This is a genomic window from Streptomyces sp. NPDC094147 (genome assembly GCF_044764265.1).
Classification (GTDB): Bacteria; Actinomycetota; Actinomycetes; order Streptomycetales; family Streptomycetaceae; genus Streptomyces.
On sequence record NZ_JBIWHT010000001.1, the window covers coordinates 17,672 to 32,021 of the forward strand.

17 protein-coding genes are annotated in these 14,350 nt (G+C 70.4%); 6 read left to right on the forward strand and 11 right to left on the reverse strand.

Annotated features, from left to right (window positions below; translation table 11 throughout):
* Positions 1 to 55: 55 nt before the first annotated feature.
* From ACIQ8J_RS00090 to ACIQ8J_RS00105, 4 genes are all read right to left on the reverse strand, one after another.
* A complete protein-coding gene (locus ACIQ8J_RS00090) occupies positions 56 to 574 on the reverse strand; it encodes a SixA phosphatase family protein (protein WP_403276399.1) in 519 nt (172 codons plus the stop codon).
* An 83-nt stretch (positions 575 to 657) separates the two neighbouring features.
* On the reverse strand, positions 658 to 864 hold the full coding sequence (locus tag ACIQ8J_RS00095; protein WP_403276401.1) for a hypothetical protein: 207 nt from the start codon (positions 862 to 864) through the stop codon (positions 658 to 660).
* Positions 865 to 1,043: 179 nt separating this feature from the next.
* The gene (locus ACIQ8J_RS00100) at positions 1,044 to 1,160 is read right to left on the reverse strand and encodes an SGM_5486 family transporter-associated protein (RefSeq protein WP_399049359.1); all 117 of its coding nucleotides are present in this window, start codon (positions 1,158 to 1,160) and stop codon (positions 1,044 to 1,046) included.
* 30 nt (positions 1,161 to 1,190) lie between these two features.
* Complete coding sequence (locus tag ACIQ8J_RS00105; RefSeq protein ID WP_403276404.1) at positions 1,191 to 2,477, reverse strand: CynX/NimT family MFS transporter; 1,287 nt, start codon at positions 2,475 to 2,477, stop codon at positions 1,191 to 1,193.
* 136 nt (positions 2,478 to 2,613) lie between these two features.
* Here ACIQ8J_RS00105 and ACIQ8J_RS00110 point away from each other — a divergent pair, with 136 nt between their 5' ends.
* Entirely contained in the window at positions 2,614 to 3,297 is a 684-nt protein-coding gene (locus tag ACIQ8J_RS00110) for a FadR/GntR family transcriptional regulator (RefSeq protein WP_403276406.1), read from the forward strand.
* Positions 3,298 to 3,304: 7 nt separating this feature from the next.
* Here ACIQ8J_RS00110 and ACIQ8J_RS00115 read toward each other — a convergent pair whose 3' ends face one another.
* The 3 genes from ACIQ8J_RS00115 to fabG all read right to left on the reverse strand — a co-directional run bounded on the left by ACIQ8J_RS00115 (position 3,305) and on the right by fabG (position 5,302).
* Entirely contained in the window at positions 3,305 to 3,679 is a 375-nt protein-coding gene (locus ACIQ8J_RS00115; RefSeq protein ID WP_403276409.1) for a hypothetical protein, read from the reverse strand.
* Between the two features lie 130 nt (positions 3,680 to 3,809).
* Positions 3,810 to 4,577: an enoyl-ACP reductase FabI gene (gene fabI / locus ACIQ8J_RS00120; RefSeq protein WP_403276411.1), complete on the reverse strand. Its 768-nt coding sequence runs from the start codon at positions 4,575 to 4,577 to the stop codon at positions 3,810 to 3,812.
* Positions 4,578 to 4,582: 5 nt separating this feature from the next.
* Positions 4,583 to 5,302: a 3-oxoacyl-[acyl-carrier-protein] reductase gene (fabG, locus tag ACIQ8J_RS00125; protein WP_403276413.1), complete on the reverse strand. Its 720-nt coding sequence runs from the start codon at positions 5,300 to 5,302 to the stop codon at positions 4,583 to 4,585.
* Positions 5,303 to 5,511: 209 nt separating this feature from the next.
* Between fabG and ACIQ8J_RS00130 the strand changes: the two genes are divergently transcribed.
* The 3 genes from ACIQ8J_RS00130 (at position 5,512) to tyrS (ending at position 9,834) form a co-directional block, all read left to right on the forward strand.
* Positions 5,512 to 7,023 (forward strand): TldD/PmbA family protein, encoded by a 1,512-nt coding sequence (locus ACIQ8J_RS00130; protein ID WP_403276473.1) that lies wholly within the window; start codon positions 5,512 to 5,514, stop codon positions 7,021 to 7,023.
* 91 nt (positions 7,024 to 7,114) lie between these two features.
* Positions 7,115 to 8,512 carry a metallopeptidase TldD-related protein gene (locus ACIQ8J_RS00135; protein ID WP_403276415.1) on the forward strand — a complete coding sequence of 466 codons (1,398 nt, stop codon included), beginning with the start codon at positions 7,115 to 7,117 and terminating at the stop codon, positions 8,510 to 8,512.
* A gap of 53 nt (positions 8,513 to 8,565) precedes the next feature.
* Entirely contained in the window at positions 8,566 to 9,834 is a 1,269-nt protein-coding gene (gene tyrS / locus ACIQ8J_RS00140) for a tyrosine--tRNA ligase (RefSeq protein ID WP_403276417.1), read from the forward strand.
* 61 nt (positions 9,835 to 9,895) lie between these two features.
* Here the strand turns inward: tyrS and ACIQ8J_RS00145 are convergent, their stop codons facing one another.
* Positions 9,896 to 10,171, reverse strand: a complete 276-nt coding sequence (locus ACIQ8J_RS00145) for a GlsB/YeaQ/YmgE family stress response membrane protein (protein ID WP_403276420.1) — start codon at positions 10,169 to 10,171, stop codon at positions 9,896 to 9,898.
* A gap of 215 nt (positions 10,172 to 10,386) precedes the next feature.
* On the opposite strand from ACIQ8J_RS00145, the gene ACIQ8J_RS00150 reads away from it, so the two are divergent.
* A complete protein-coding gene (locus tag ACIQ8J_RS00150) occupies positions 10,387 to 10,761 on the forward strand; it encodes a DUF3099 domain-containing protein (RefSeq protein WP_403276422.1) in 375 nt (124 codons plus the stop codon).
* 196 nt (positions 10,762 to 10,957) lie between these two features.
* Positions 10,958 to 11,197 carry a hypothetical protein gene (locus ACIQ8J_RS00155; protein ID WP_403276424.1) on the forward strand — a complete coding sequence of 80 codons (240 nt, stop codon included), beginning with the start codon at positions 10,958 to 10,960 and terminating at the stop codon, positions 11,195 to 11,197.
* Here the strand turns inward: ACIQ8J_RS00155 and moaA are convergent.
* The 3 genes from moaA to ACIQ8J_RS00170 all read right to left on the reverse strand — a co-directional run bounded on the left by moaA (position 11,180) and on the right by ACIQ8J_RS00170 (position 14,337).
* Positions 11,180 to 12,169, reverse strand: coding sequence for a GTP 3',8-cyclase MoaA (moaA, locus tag ACIQ8J_RS00160; protein ID WP_403276427.1), 990 nt, complete (start codon positions 12,167 to 12,169; stop codon positions 11,180 to 11,182). The two genes, ACIQ8J_RS00155 and moaA, sit on opposite strands and share 18 nt — an antisense overlap.
* Before the next feature lie 174 nt (positions 12,170 to 12,343).
* Entirely contained in the window at positions 12,344 to 13,975 is a 1,632-nt protein-coding gene (locus ACIQ8J_RS00165) for a cation acetate symporter (RefSeq protein ID WP_403276430.1), read from the reverse strand.
* Positions 13,972 to 14,337, reverse strand: a complete 366-nt coding sequence (locus ACIQ8J_RS00170; protein WP_403276433.1) for a DUF485 domain-containing protein — start codon at positions 14,335 to 14,337, stop codon at positions 13,972 to 13,974. The genes ACIQ8J_RS00165 and ACIQ8J_RS00170 overlap by 4 nt, the downstream gene beginning before the upstream one ends.
* Between the last annotated feature and the right edge of the window lie 13 nt (positions 14,338 to 14,350).

The window sequence follows — 14,350 nt, forward strand, 5'->3', positions numbered from 1 at the left end:
GGGAAGGCCCGGTGCACGGTGTGCGCCGGGCCTTCCTCATCGTCACGCCTGCGAGTCAGTCGTGCGGGGCCCAGAAGTCCACGAGCTTGCCGACGCCGTGCTCCACCGACTTCCAGGAGCCGTTGAAGGTGAGCACGGCGAAGGCGGAGGTCGGGAAGCCGCTGCGGTTCATCCGCGGCAGCACATCGCCCTCCGCCTCCCCCGCGAGCGCGTCGGCCAGGGCGTGCATCCCGGGGTTGTGCCCGATGAGCAGCAGGTTGGCGACGTCGTCGGGGGTCTCGTTGAGCACCGCGATCAGTTCGCCGAGCGAGGCCTCGTACAGCCGCTCCTCGTACACCGTCCGGGGGCGGTGCGGCAGTTCCTGGACGGCCAGCTTCCAGGTCTCGCGGGTCCTTGCCGCGCTGGAGCAGAGGGCAAGGTCGAAGGGGATGCCGGATGCGGCCAGCCGGCGGCCGGCGACAGGGGCGTCCGTCCGCCCCCGGTCGGCGAGCGGCCGGTCGTGGTCGGACACCTGGGGCCAGTCGGCTTTCGCGTGCCGGAGGAGGACGATCCTGCGGGGTGTATCGACGCTCATGCATCAAAGCTTCGCATGAATGGCGGCGGCGGGCGCAGGGTGTCGAAGGGCTGCCCCACCGGCGTGATAAAGGAGGTTCGTGGCTAGTGGGACAGGGTCTGCTGGATGCGGTCGACGAGGTGGGCGAGGGTGCCGTCGGCGGACACGGCCTGGGTGTCGCCCGAACCGATGATGAGCGCGAGGAGCACTCCGAACGCGATCGCGGGCAGCACGAATCCCCACCACGGCAGCCGGAAGTCGACGCCACCGGCGGCCGGGTGGGAGGACCTGGGGTGCGTGTGGGCCGGCATGACCGCCTCCGTGTGGTTCCGGGTACGAGTTCCGCGTACGAACGGGGCGTTCGTCGTGGTCCCTCAAACCTACGGATCCGGCGGGCCCGGTCCCATCCGGCGACCCACCCACTCGACCCTGACCCTGGCCCCCTAGGGGATGGTGGGGCCAGCACCACCTCGACCCCTCGGGGGCTCGGTCAGGGGGAGGCGATCGTCGCGATGATCGCGACGACGACCGTGACGGCGAGCATCGCGCCGAGCACGAGAAGGAGCTTCTTCTGGCTGTTCTGCGGATTCGGTTCGAGCACTGGCATGCGGTCAGTGTCGCATCCCGGTTTCGCCCGCTATCGCCGGACCCCGGCTTCGTCCTCGATCGTACGGTCGCGTCCGGCCAGCACGCCGACCGCGATCTGGGGCACCATCAGCGCCGCCATCAGCGCGATGGGCAGGTCCCAGCCGCCGCTGCGGTCGTGCAGGACACCGACCAGGAGGGGGCCCGGGATGGAGAGCAGATAGCCGACGCACTGCGCGAAGGCGGAGAGCCGCACCACTCCCGCGCCGGTCCGCGAGCGCTTGCTGATCATCGTGAGGGCCAGCGGGAAGGCGCAGTTGGAGATGCCGAGGAGCAGCGCCCAGACCCAGGCGCCGGCGGCCGGCGCGAGGTAGAGCCCGGCGTAGCCGGCCAGGCCGCAGGTGCCGAGCGCGACGACGATGGGACCCTGGCTGCGCAGCCGGTTGACCAGCCACGGAATGACGAAGCCGAGCGGCACGCCCATGACCATGGTGATGGAGAGCAGCAGGCCCGCGGTGCCGGCCGACACGCCCGCGTCGCGGAAGATCGTCGGCATCCAGCCCATGGTGATGTAGGCGCCGGTCGCCTGGAGTCCGAAGAAGCAGGCCAGCGCCCAGGCCGTGCCGCTGCGGGTGATGCGCAGCGCGGGTGCCGCCTCCGCGCGGGCGCTCGGGGCCGGGCCAGCGCTCCCGGAGCGGTCGCGCGCCAGCGGGATCCAGACCGCGAAGGCGACGACGGCGAGCAGCGCCCAGATGCCGAGGCCCTGGCGCCAACTGCCGCCCAGCGCATCGGTGATGGGCACGGTGGTGACCGCGGCGAGCGAGGTGCCCGCGGCGAGCGCCATCGAGTAGAGCCCGGTCATCGAGCCGACCCGGTCGGGGAAGTACCGCTTGACGATCACCGGCATCAGGACGTTGCTCAGCGCTATGCCCATCAGGGCGAGCGCGCTGGCCGCGAGGAAGGTGACGGTGCCGCCCGCGAGGGAGCGCAGGAGCAGTCCGACGGTGATCGCGGCCATGCCGGCGAGGACGACCGCGCCGGGGCCGAAGCGGCGGGCGAGCCGCGGCGCCATGATGCCGAACAGGGCGAAGCAGAACGCCGGTACGGAGGTCAGCACACCGGCGATGCCGCCGCTCATGTGCAGTCCGCCGGTGACCTCCTTCATCAGCGAGCCGAGGCTGGTGATCGCGGGGCGCAGGTTGACGGCGGCGAGCACCAGCGCGAGCGGTACGAGCCAGCGCGTCCACGAGGGCACCCGGCTCGCACCGGCGGGCGGGTGCGGGGACTCGGCGCGGACGGTGGGCGCGGGGCTCAGCGTGGTGGTCTCTTCGTCGGGCATGGTGCCATCATAGAATCATGGGATGATTGGTTGTCCAATCGTGCGCGGCCCCTCTTCTCGCAACCGTCCCGCGTCGTCCCGTACGCTTCTCAGCCCTTCCCGCCCCTTCGTCCCCCCCTTCTCGCACTGGAGCACCATGACCCTGAGCTCTCCCCGGCGGTCCGCCCTCGCCGACCAGGTGATCGCGCAGTTGCGGAACCAGATCACCTCGGGCGAGTGGCCGCTCGGCGCGCGCATCCCGACCGAGCCGGAGCTGGTCGAACAGCTCGGGGTGGCGCGCAACACGGTCCGCGAGGCGGTCCGCGCCCTCGCGCACAACGGCCTGCTCGACATCCGGCAGGGCTCCGGCACGTACGTCATCGCGACCAGCGAGCTGGCCGGGGTGATGCACCGCCGGTTCGTCGACGCCGACCCGCGCCATGTGGCCGAGCTGCGCTCCACGCTGGAGTCGTCGGCGGCCCGGCTGGCCGCGCAGCGGCGTACCGAGCGGGAGCTCAAGCAGTTGGACACGCTGCTGGAGCGGCGCGAGGAGGCCTGGGCCTCCGGCGACCGGGAGGCCTTCGTCGCGGCCGACGCCACGCTGCACCTGGCGGTCGTGGCCGCCTCGCACAATGACGTACTGACCGAGCTGTACGCGGATCTCGGGCATCTGCTGCGCGACTGGCTGCGCGATGACGTGGGGCTCGACATGACGCCGGAGAGCCACATGGACCACGGCCGGATGGTCGACGCGATCCGCTCCGGTGACGCGGAGACGGCCGCCACGGAGGCCGCCGCCCACGCCTTCATCTGCCTGCCGGACCGGCTCGAAGGACGCTGAGCCGCGATCAGGGGGCCTTCTCGTGCGTCACCCAGACCTCGCGGACGTCCTTCCAGCAGCGGTCGGTGAGCCTGTGGGTCTGCCCGGGGCCCACCTCCACGGGCGCCGAGTCCGCGTCGAGGTCCCACCACAGCGCGCAGTGGATGTGCAGCCGCACCCGGTCGGCGTCCGGATAGGGGTTGTGGCAGTACACCGTCACATGCGAACCCTGTACGGAGGTCTGGCAGGCGGCACCGAAGGGCTCGGGCGGCGCCGGGGCGGGCTCGGCGGGGGGCGCGCCCGCGGCCCGCACCACGGAGGGGGCGGCGAGTCCGGCGGCCGCCGCGAGCAGCAGGAACAGCAGGGCCAGGGCCCGGCGCTGCCCGACGCACCAGGGGCGCACACCCCCACCTCCTCCCCGGCCGACTGCCCGACATGTCCGTCTCGATCAGTCTGCGGGGAAGTCGCGGTCCACGCACGGCGGCCGCCCACCGGAAGAGTCCGGTGAGCGGCCGCAGATGTGCGTCGGGGGGTCAGGCACCCACGGCGTGCAGTCCGCCGTCGACGTGGATGATCTCACCCGTCGTCTTCGGGAACCAGTCCGAGAGCAGCGCGACGATGCCCTTGCCGGCCGGCTCGGGGTCGGCCATGTTCCACTCCATCGGCGAGCGGTGGTTCCACACGTCCGCGAGCTCCGAGAAGCCCGGGATGGACTTCGCGGCCATGGAGCCGATCGGACCCGCCGAGATCAGGTTGCAGCGGATGTCGTCCTTGCCCAGGTCACGGGCCATGTAGCGGGAGGTCGCCTCCAGGGCGGCCTTGGCCGGGCCCATCCAGTCGTACTGCGGCCAGGCGTACTGCGCGTCGAAGGTGAGGCCGACGACCGAGCTGCCCGGGGTGAGCAGCTCGCGCAGCGCCATCGTCAGCGACTTCAGCGAGAACGCCGAGACGTGCATGGCGGTGGCGACCGACTCGAACGGGGTGTTCAGGAAGTTGCCGCCGAGGGCGTCCTGCGGGGCGAAGCCGATCGAGTGGACGATGCCGTCCAGACCGCCGAGCTCGTCCTTGACCAGGCCCGCGAGGCGGTCCAGGTGCTCCTGGTTGGTCACGTCCAGCTCGATGACCTTGGCGGGCTTGGGAAGCTTCCTGGCGATGCGCTCGGTCAGGGTCGGCCGCGGGAAGGCAGTCAGGATGACCTCGGCGCCCTGCTCCTGAGCCAGCTTCGCGGCGTGGAAGGCGATGGAGGACTCCATCAGCACACCGGTGATCAGGACGCGCTTGCCCTCAAGAATTCCGCTCATGGTGATCAGTGACCCATGCCCAATCCGCCGTCAACCGGGATGACGGCTCCAGTGATGTACGAGGCGTCGTCGGAGGCGAGGAACTTCACCGCGGCGGCGATCTCCTCGGGCTGCGCGTAGCGGCCCAGCGGCACCTGGGACACGATGCCCTTGCGCTGCTCCTCGGTGAGCACCTTGGTCATGTCGGTGTCGACGAAACCGGGCGCGACGACGTTGAAAGTGATGTTGCGGGAGCCGAGCTCGCGTGCGAGCGACCGGGCGAAGCCGACCAGGCCCGCCTTGGAGGCGGCGTAGTTGGCCTGGCCCGCCGAGCCGAGCAGCCCGACGACCGAGGAAATCAGCACGACGCGGCCCTTCTTGGCGCGCAGCATGCCGCGGTTGGCGCGCTTGACCACGCGGAAGGTGCCGGTGAGGTTGGTGTCGAGGACGGAGGTGAAGTCCTCCTCCGACATCCGCATCAGGAGCTGGTCCTTGGTGACGCCGGCGTTGGCGACGAGCACCTCGACGGGGCCGTGCGCGTCCTCGACCTCCTTGTACGCCTGCTCCACCTGTTCGGCGTCGGTGATGTCGCACTTGACGGCGAGGCACCCCAATTCCGCCAGGGCGGCCGGCGGCTCTCCGGAGCGGTACGTGATCGCTACCTTGTCGCCGTTCTCGGCGAATGCGCGGGCGATGGCGAGGCCGATGCCCCGGTTACCTCCGGTGACGAGAACCGAGCGGCTCAACGGATCACCCTTTCGATAGGCGGTTTCGTACTCCCCGCAAACTATCGGTACCGCCCGACTTACGGGGAATCGAGCCCTGACAGTGGCGCAGAACGAGCGCTGTCGGGTCTCTACAGAAAGCCGTAGTCACCGGGCCCGCCGACGCGACATGATCGGGGCGTCCGGTCTCATACGACAGGGAGACAACTGTGCCATCTGGGACCCATTCCATCGACGAAGCCTTCACTGCGCTGCCGCTGCGGGCCCTCGCCGACGCGGCGCTCGCCCGCGCCCGCGCCCTCGGCTCCGACCACGCCGACTTCCGGTTCGAGCGGGTGCGCAGCGCGGCCTGGCGGCTGCGCGACGCCCGGCCCGCCGGATCCTCCGACACCACCGACCTCGGCTATGCGGTCCGGGTGGTGCACGGCGGGGCCTGGGGGTTCGCCTCCGGGGTCGATCTGACGATGGACGCGGCGGCCAAGGTCGCCTCCCAGGCGGTGGCCATGGCCCAGCTGTCCGCGCAGGTCATCGCGGCGGCGGGGTCCAAGGAGCGGGTCGAGCTGGCGGCCGAGCCGGTGCACTCCGAGAAGACCTGGGTCTCCTCGTACGAGATCGATCCCTTCTCGGTGCCGGACGAGGACAAGAGCGCGCTGCTCGCCGAGTGGAGCTCGCGACTGCTCGGCGCCGACGGGGTCGAGCACGTGGACGCCTCGCTGCTCACCGTGCACGAGAACAAGTTCTACGCGGACACGGCGGGCACGGTGACGACCCAGCAGCGGGTGCGGCTGCACCCGCAGCTCACCGCGATCGCGGTGGACCGCACGACCGGTGAGTTCGACTCGATGCGGACGATCGCGCCGCCGGCCGGGCGCGGCTGGGAGTACCTGACCGGCACCGGCTGGGACTGGGACGCCGAACTGGAAGAGATCCCTTCGCTTCTGGCCGAGAAGATGCGGGCGCCGAGCGTCGAGGCCGGTCGCTACGACCTGGTCGTGGACCCGTCCAACCTGTGGCTGACCATCCACGAGTCGATCGGCCACGCCACCGAACTGGACCGGGCGCTCGGCTACGAGGCGGCGTACGCGGGGACCTCGTTCGCCACCTTCGACCAGCTGGGCAAGCTGACGTACGGCTCGCAGGTGATGAACGTGACCGGCGACCGGACCGCCGAGCACGGGCTCGCGACGGTCGGCTACGACGACGAGGGCGTCGAGGCCCAGTCCTGGGACCTGGTGAAGGACGGGACGCTCGTCGGGTACCAACTCGACCGCCGCATCGCGAAGTTGACGGGGCTCGGCCGCTCCAACGGCTGCGCGTATGCGGACTCCCCCGGGCATGTGCCGGTCCAGCGGATGGCCAACGTCTCGCTCCAGCCGGACCCGGGCGGGCTCTCCACCGAGGACCTGATCGGCGGGGTGGAGCGCGGCATCTACGTGGTCGGCGACCGGTCCTGGTCGATCGACATGCAGCGCTACAACTTCCAGTTCACCGGCCAGCGCTTCTTCCGGATCGAGAACGGCCGGCTCGCCGGCCAGCTCCGCGACGTCGCCTACCAGGCGACGACCACCGACTTCTGGGGCTCCATGGAGAAGGTCGGCGGCCCCCAGACCTACGTCCTGGGCGGCGCCTTCAACTGCGGCAAGGCCCAGCCGGGCCAGGTGGCGGCGGTCTCCCACGGCTGCCCCTCCGCGCTGTTCCGCGGCGTCAACATCCTCAACACCACGCAGGAGGCGGGTCGATGAATCGCGGATCCCACCGCAGCGCCCCCGGCTGGGGGTCCGGGGGTCGTCCCCCGGGACAGCACAGTCTCAACACCACGCAGGAGGCCGGGCGATGAGCTCCCGTACGACCGTCAAGCCGCACGAGATCGTCGAGCGGGCCCTGGAACTGTCCACCGCCGACGGCTGCGTCGTCATCGCCGACGAGCACTCCTCGGCGAACCTGCGCTGGGCCGGCAACGCGCTGACCACCAACGGCGTCACGCGCGGGCGGACCCTGACCGTGATCGCGACCGTGGACGGCGCCGAGGGCACCGCGTCCGGCGTCGTGTCGCGGTCGGCCGTCACCGCGGCCGACCTGGAGCCGCTGGTCCGCGCGGCGGAGGCGGCGGCGCGCGGCGCCGGGCCCGCCGAGGACGCGCAGCCGCTGGTCGGCGGGGTGCCGGTGGCGCCGGACTTCACCGACGCCCCGGCCGAGACCAGCTCGGCCGTGTTCGCCGACTTCGCGCCCGCGCTCGGCGAGGCCTTCGCCCGCGCCAGAGCCGGCGAGCGCGAGCTGTACGGCTTCGCCAGCCACGAGCTGACCTCCACCTACCTCGGTACGTCCACCGGCCTGCGGCTCCGCCACGACCAGCCCAACGGCACCCTGGAGCTGAACGCCAAATCGCCCGACCGCACCCGCTCGGCCTGGGCCGGGCGCGCCACCGCGGACTTCAAGGACGTCGACCCGGGCGCCCTCGACGAGGAGCTCGCCCGCCGGCTCGGCTGGGCCGAGCGCCGCGTCGAGCTGCCCGCCGGGCGGTACGAGACGCTGCTGCCGCCCTCCGCCGTGGCCGATCTGCTGATCTACCAGATCTGGTCGGCGGCGGCCCGCGACGCCGCCGAGGGCCGCACCGTCTTCTCCCGGCAGGGCGGCGGCACCCGCATCGGCGAGACCCTCTGCCCGCTGCCGCTGTCGCTGCGCAGCGACCCGAACGAGCCGGGCCTGGAGTACGCGCCGTTCATGGTGGCGCACGCCTCGGGCGACGCGGAGTCGGTGTTCGACAACGGGCTGCCGGTCACCGCGACCGACTGGATGCGGGAGGGCCGCCTGGAGCACCTGGTCACCACCCGGCACAGCGCGCAGCTCACCGGTCTGCCGGTCGCGCCCTCGCCCGGGAACCTGATTCTGGACGGGGGCGGCGAGCGCTCCCTGGACGAGATGGTCGCCGCCACCGAGCGGGGCCTCCTGGTGACCTGCCTGTGGTACATCCGCGAGGTGGACCCGGCGACGCTGCTGCTCACCGGTCTGACCCGGGACGGCGTCTACCTCGTGGAGAACGGCGAGGTGGTCGGCGAGGTGAACAACTTCCGGTTCAACGAGTCGCCGGTGGACCTGCTGTCGCGGGCCACCGAGGCCGGGCGCACCGGGAAGACGCTGCCCAGGGAGTGGAGCGACTACTTCACCCGGGCGGCGATGCCCGCGCTGCGCATTCCCGACTTCAACATGAGCTCGGTCAGCCAGGGCGTGTGACGCCCATAGACTGGGTTGACCCATCGACCCTGGATCCAAGGAGACGTAGAACCGTGACGGACATCGTCGACGAGCTGAAGTGGCGCGGGCTGTTCTCGCTGTCCACCGACGAGGACGCATTGCGCAAGGCTCTCGCGGACGGTCCCGTCACGTTCTATTGCGGCTTCGACCCGACCGCGGCCAGCCTGCACGTCGGCCACCTGGTGCAGGTGCTCACCGTCCGCCGGCTCCAGCAGGCCGGGCACCGGCCGCTGGCGCTCGTGGGCGGCGCCACGGGCCAGATCGGCGACCCGCGGCCGACCGCCGAGCGCACCCTGAACGACCCGGAGACGGTCGCGAACTGGGTGAACCGGCTGCGTGGCCAGATCGAGCCGTTCCTGTCCTTCGAGGGCGAGAACGCGGCCGTGATGGTCAACAACCTGGACTGGACCGCGGGCCTGTCCGCGATCGAGTTCCTGCGGGACATCGGCAAGCACTTCCGGGTCAACAAGATGCTCACCAAGGACTCGGTCGCCCGTCGGCTGGAGTCCGAACAGGGCATCAGCTACACGGAGTTCAGCTACCAGCTGCTCCAGGGCATGGACTTCCTGGAGCTGTACCGGCGGTACGGCTGCACCCTCCAGCAGGGCGGCAGCGACCAGTGGGGCAACCTCACGGCCGGGCTCGACCTGATCCACCGCCTGGAGCCGGACGCCGAGGTGCACTGCCTGGCGACGCCGCTGATGGTCAAGTCGGACGGCACCAAGTTCGGCAAGACCGAGGGCGGGGCCGTCTGGCTCGACCCGGAGATGACCACCCCGTACGCGTTCTACCAGTTCTGGCTGAACGTGGACGACCGGGACATCTCGACCTACCTGCGCATCCTCTCCTTCAAGTCCCGCGAGGAGCTGGAGGAGATCGAGAAGCTCACCGAGGAGCGGCCGCAGGCGCGTACCGCGCAGCGGGCGCTGGCCGAGGAGCTGACCACGCTGGTGCACGGCGCCGAGCAGTGCGCGGCCGTGATCGCCGCGTCCAAGGCGCTGTTCGGCCAGGGCGAGCTGGCGGAGCTGGACGAGGCGACGCTGGCCGCCGCGCTGGCCGAGCTGCCGCACGCCAAGGTGTCCGAACTCGGCCTGGTCACCGACCTGTTCGCCGAGGTGGGCCTCGTGGCGAGCAAGTCGGCCGCCCGCCGCACCGTGAAGGAGGGCGGCGCCTACGTGAACAACGTGAAGGTGACCGCCGAGGACGCGGTGGCCACGGCCGGGGAACTCCTGCACGGGCGCTGGCTGGTGCTGCGCCGGGGCAAGAAGAACCTGGCGGCGATCGAGGTCACCGGCGCCTGACGGGTACGAACGGACGGAAGGGGGCGGTTCCCCTCACGGGACCGCCCCCTTCCGCGCGCCGTCAGGCTCTCTCTTTGCTGCCGCGCAGCGCCATGTACAGCATGTCGCCCAGGAAGACGATGACGACCGCGGCCGCGATCTGGAGCCCGTGCCGGCCCCAGTCGATGCCCTTGGTCTCGGCGATCCCGATCGCCCGAGCGACCGAGTTGCCGACCACGCCGCCGATGATGCCGAAGATGGTGGTCAGCCAGAGCGGACTGTGCTGTTTGCCGGGAATGATCGCCTTGGCGATGATGCCGAGCACGAATCCGACGATGATGGCCCACAACCAGCCCATGGCTGCCTCCTAGTGCGGCTCGACGTGAGCAGGTCCAGCCAGTGTCAGCCCGTACTCCGTACGGCGCATGTCGGACACCTCCATACGTGGTCAGTACTGCGGCATCCGCGCAGGTTGGAGCCGCCCCGGTCTCGAACCCGGCGGACCCCCGGCGTACGGTGATAGCAGTACGGGCCGGGGGAGAGCCCGCGGCGGAACTCAGGCGGTGGAACGTGATGCGGAAGCAGAACAGCGGTCAGGTCTTCCGGATCACCGGGGCGCGCACGGGGCTCGCCGAGGACGTCCGGGGGCGGCAGCGCCGCTATGTGATCTCGATGTCGATCCGTACCGTTTCGGTGGTTCTGACGGCAGTGCTGTGGAACGTCGAGCGTCCTGTCGCCATCGTGACGCTGGTGCTCGGTGCGCTGCTGCCTTATGTGGCCGTGGTGTTCGCCAACGCGGGCCGGGAGAACGTCACTTCGCTGCCCTCGACATTCATCCCCGCGCCGAGCCGGCCGGCCCTCGGCGCGGCCCCGGCGGGCGGCTCCGCGGAATCCGCTGCGGAACCCACAGGCAGTGACCACGAGCCCCGGTCACACGGACCGGCTTGATCCGTCACCGTCTGCGAACCTCAGGAAAAGCTCAGATCAATCATGAAGTTCCGGTGCCCGACACCGGGTGCCCCATGCCATACTTCGTAGGCGCTCCGCATCCCCCGTCGGAGCGACGGACCGACGCCGGGCAGCTCCCCCCGTGGCTGCTCGGCGTCGCCCTTTTGTACGGGCCCGGATGACGCACAATGTCTCTGTGAGTGACAAGACGAGTGACGAGACCCCCATCTGTTCCGCCAAGGGCTGCCGTGCCGACGCCGTCTGGGTGCTCGCCTGGAACAACCCGAAGGTCCACACGCCGGAGCGCCGCAAGACGTGGCTCGCCTGTGCGGAGCACCGCGAGCCCCTCTCCCAATTCCTGGGCGTACGGGGCTTCTTGAAGGATGTGGTGACGCTCGCCGAGTGGGAGTCGGCCGGCTCAGCCGCCGATCGCTGACATCGGGCGGTCGGGCTGCAGGAACGAGGGGTCGTCCAGACCGGATCCGGCCTTCTTTCCCCACATGGCCAGCTTCCAGAGCCGGGCGATCTCCTCGTCGGGAGCGCCCGAGCGCAGCGCGGCGCGCAGGTCGGACTCCTCGCGGGCGAACAGGCAGGTGCGCACCTGGCCGTCGGCGGTGAGGCGGGTCCGGTCGCAGGCCCGGCAGAACGGGCGGGTCACCGAGGCGATGACGCCCACGGTGTGCCGGCCGCCGTCCACCACCCAGCGCTCGGCGGGCGCGGAGCCCCGCTCCTCGTCCCCTTCGGGGGTGAGCGTGAAGCGTGTACGCAGCGATTCCAGGATGTCGCCGGCGGTGATCATGCCGTCGCGCTTCCAGCCGTGCTGCGCGTCCAGCGGCATCTGCTCGATGAAGCGGAGCTCGTAGTCGTGCTCGACGGCCCAGGCGAGCAGGTCGGGGGCCTCGTCGTCATTGAGACCGGGCATCAGGACGGCGTTGACCTTGACCGGGGTGAGGCCCGCCGCGCGGGCGGCCTCCATGCCCTCGATGACGTCCTTGTGCCGGTCGCGGCGGGTCAGCGTCTTGAAGACGTCGGGACGCAGGGTGTCCAGGGAGACGTTGACGCGGTCGAGACCGGCCGACTTCAGGGCGGCGGCGGTGCGCTTGAGGCCGATGCCGTTGGTGGTGATCGACATCTGGGGGCGCGGCTCCAGGGCGGCGCAGCGCTCGACTATCCCGACCAGGCCGGGCCTCAGCAGCGGCTCACCGCCGGTGAAGCGGACCTCGGTCACTCCGAGGTCGGTGACGGCGATGCGGATCAGCCGGACGATCTCGTCGTCGGTCAGCAGATCGGGCTTGGCGAGCCACTGCAGACCCTCTTCCGGCATACAGTACGTACACCGCAGATTGCATCGGTCTGTGAGTGAAACACGCAGGTCAGTGGCCACACGGCCGTAGGTGTCGATGAGCACTGTGGGCCCCCTCCCCTGTCTCGGAACGCTGTCTCGAAATCGATTCGGCGGTATATACACCGAGCCTACGCGAGACGTCCGACAACGGATGGGGGCCGATTGTCACGAGGTGCGGCGAGGCCGTGTCGTAGGACTCTACGACACGGCCTCGGCCATCCGCCGTGCGGATGTACGTCAGTGGGCGCCGATGCCCGTGAGGGACTTGACCTCCAGCTCGGCGTACTTGCCCGTATCGGGCTCCTCCTTGGAGAGCAGCGAACCGATCCAGCCGAGCAGGAAGCCGAGCGGGATCGAGATCAGGCCCGGGTTCTCCAGCGGGAACCAGTGGAAGTCGACGCCCTTGAACATCGACGTCTTCGGGTTGCCGGACACGACGGGCGAGAACAGCACCAGGAACACCGAGCTGAACAGGCCGCCGTAGATCGACCACAGCGCGCCCTGGGTGGTGAAGCGCTTCCAGAACAGGCTGTAGAGGATGGTCGGCAGGTTTGCGGAGGCAGCGACGGCAAAGGCGAGCGCGACCAGGCCCGCCACGTTCATGTCGCGTGCGAAGGCGCCCAGGACGATCGCGATCGCCCCGATGAAGACGGTGGCCCAGCGGGCCGCGCCCATCTCCTCCTTCTCGGTCGCCTTTCCCTTGCGGATGACGTTGGCGTAGATGTCGTGCGCGAAGGACGAGGACGAGGCGAGGGTGAGCCCGGCCACGACGGCGAGGATGGTCGCGAAGGCGACCGCCGAGATCACGGCGAGCAGGGTCGCGCCGCCGGTGGTGCCGACGCCGCCGCCGAGGTACTCGGCGAGCTGCGGGGCGGCCGTGTTGCCCGCCGGGTTCTGGGCCTTGATCGCGGCCGGGCCCACGAGGGCGGCGGCGCCGAAGCCGAGCGCGATCGTCATCAGGTAGAAGGCGCCGATGATGCCGATCGCCCAGTTCACCGACTTACGCGCGGCCTTGGCGGTGGGCACCGTGTAGAAGCGGATCAGGATGTGCGGCAGGCCCGCGGTGCCGAGGACCAGGGCGATGCCGAGCGAGATGAAGTCCAGCTTCGAGGTGCCGTTGGCGCCGTACTTCAGGCCGGGCTCAAGGAACTTGGAGCCCTTGCCGCTCTTCTCCGCGGCCGTGCCGAGCAGGTCGGAGATGTTGAAGTGGAACTTGAGCAGCACCAGGAAGGTCATCAGGATCGCGCCCGCGATGAGCAGTACGGCCTTGACCATCTGGACCCAGGTGGTGCCCTTCATGCCGCCGATGGTGACGTACACGATCATCAGGACGCCGACGAGGGCGACGATGAGGATCTTGCCCGCGTCGGTGGTGATGCCGAGCAGCAGCGAGACCAGCACGCCCGCGCCCGCCATCTGTGCGAGCAGGTAGAAGATCGACACGACGATGGTGGAGGCGCCCGCGGCGGTGCGGACCGGCCGCTGGCGCATCCGGTAGGCGAGGACGTCGCCCATCGTGTAGCGGCCCGAGTTGCGCAGCGGCTCGGCGACCAGGAGCAGCGCCACCAGCCAGGCGACCAGGAAGCCGATGGAGTACAGGAAGCCGTCGTACCCGAAGAGCGCGATGGCTCCGGCGATGCCGAGGAAGGACGCGGCGGACATGTAGTCGCCGGAGACCGCGAGGCCGTTCTGGAAGGCGGTGAACTGGCGGCCGCCCGCGTAGAAGTCGGACGCGTTCTTGGTCTGGCGCCCGGCCCAGACGGTGATGGCGAGGGTCGCGGCGACGAACACCGCGAACAGGGTGATGATCAGCGGCCGGTGCTCGGTGGTCGAGGAGGCCGCGGCGAGGGGGACGAATGCGGGGCTCATGCTCCGGCCTCCATGCGGGACTTGATGGCCTCGGCCTTGGGGTCAAGCTTCGCCGCGGCGTGCCGCGAGTAGAACCAGGCGATGAGGAAGGTGGTGAGGAACTGGGCGAGGCCGAAGACGAAGGCCACGTTGATGTTGCCGATGACCTTGGTGGCCATGAAACCGTCCGCGTAGTTGGACAGCATCACGTACAGGAGGTACCAGGCGATGAAGGCGATGGTCAGGGGGAAGGCGAACGAGCGGTGGGCGCGGCGGAGTTCGCCGAATTCCGCGCTCTCCTGCACCGCGGCGAACGCCTCGGTGCTGGGCTGGGCGGGGCGTTGGTCCGCCCCGGCTTCGGGCGGCGGCGCGTCGGTGGCCACGGAATCTCCTCGC

Bases quoted from the DNA above. Each gene is read 5' to 3' on its own strand.
- ACIQ8J_RS00090 (WP_403276399.1), bottom strand. From the start codon at position 574: ATGAGCGTCGATACACCCCGCAGGATCGTCCTCCTCCGGCACGCGAAA.
- ACIQ8J_RS00095 (WP_403276401.1), bottom strand. From the start codon at position 864: ATGCCGGCCCACACGCACCCCAGGTCCTCCCACCCGGCCGCCGGTGGC.
- ACIQ8J_RS00100 (WP_399049359.1), bottom strand. From the start codon at position 1,160: ATGCCAGTGCTCGAACCGAATCCGCAGAACAGCCAGAAGAAGCTCCTT.
- ACIQ8J_RS00105 (WP_403276404.1), bottom strand. From the start codon at position 2,477: ATGCCCGACGAAGAGACCACCACGCTGAGCCCCGCGCCCACCGTCCGC.
- ACIQ8J_RS00110 (WP_403276406.1), top strand. From the start codon at position 2,614: ATGACCCTGAGCTCTCCCCGGCGGTCCGCCCTCGCCGACCAGGTGATC.
- fabI (WP_403276411.1), bottom strand. From the start codon at position 4,577: ATGAGCGGAATTCTTGAGGGCAAGCGCGTCCTGATCACCGGTGTGCTG.
- ACIQ8J_RS00135 (WP_403276415.1), top strand. From the start codon at position 7,115: ATGAGCTCCCGTACGACCGTCAAGCCGCACGAGATCGTCGAGCGGGCC.
- ACIQ8J_RS00145 (WP_403276420.1), bottom strand. From the start codon at position 10,171: ATGGGCTGGTTGTGGGCCATCATCGTCGGATTCGTGCTCGGCATCATC.
- ACIQ8J_RS00150 (WP_403276422.1), top strand. From the start codon at position 10,387: ATGCGGAAGCAGAACAGCGGTCAGGTCTTCCGGATCACCGGGGCGCGC.
- ACIQ8J_RS00165 (WP_403276430.1), bottom strand. From the start codon at position 13,975: ATGAGCCCCGCATTCGTCCCCCTCGCCGCGGCCTCCTCGACCACCGAG.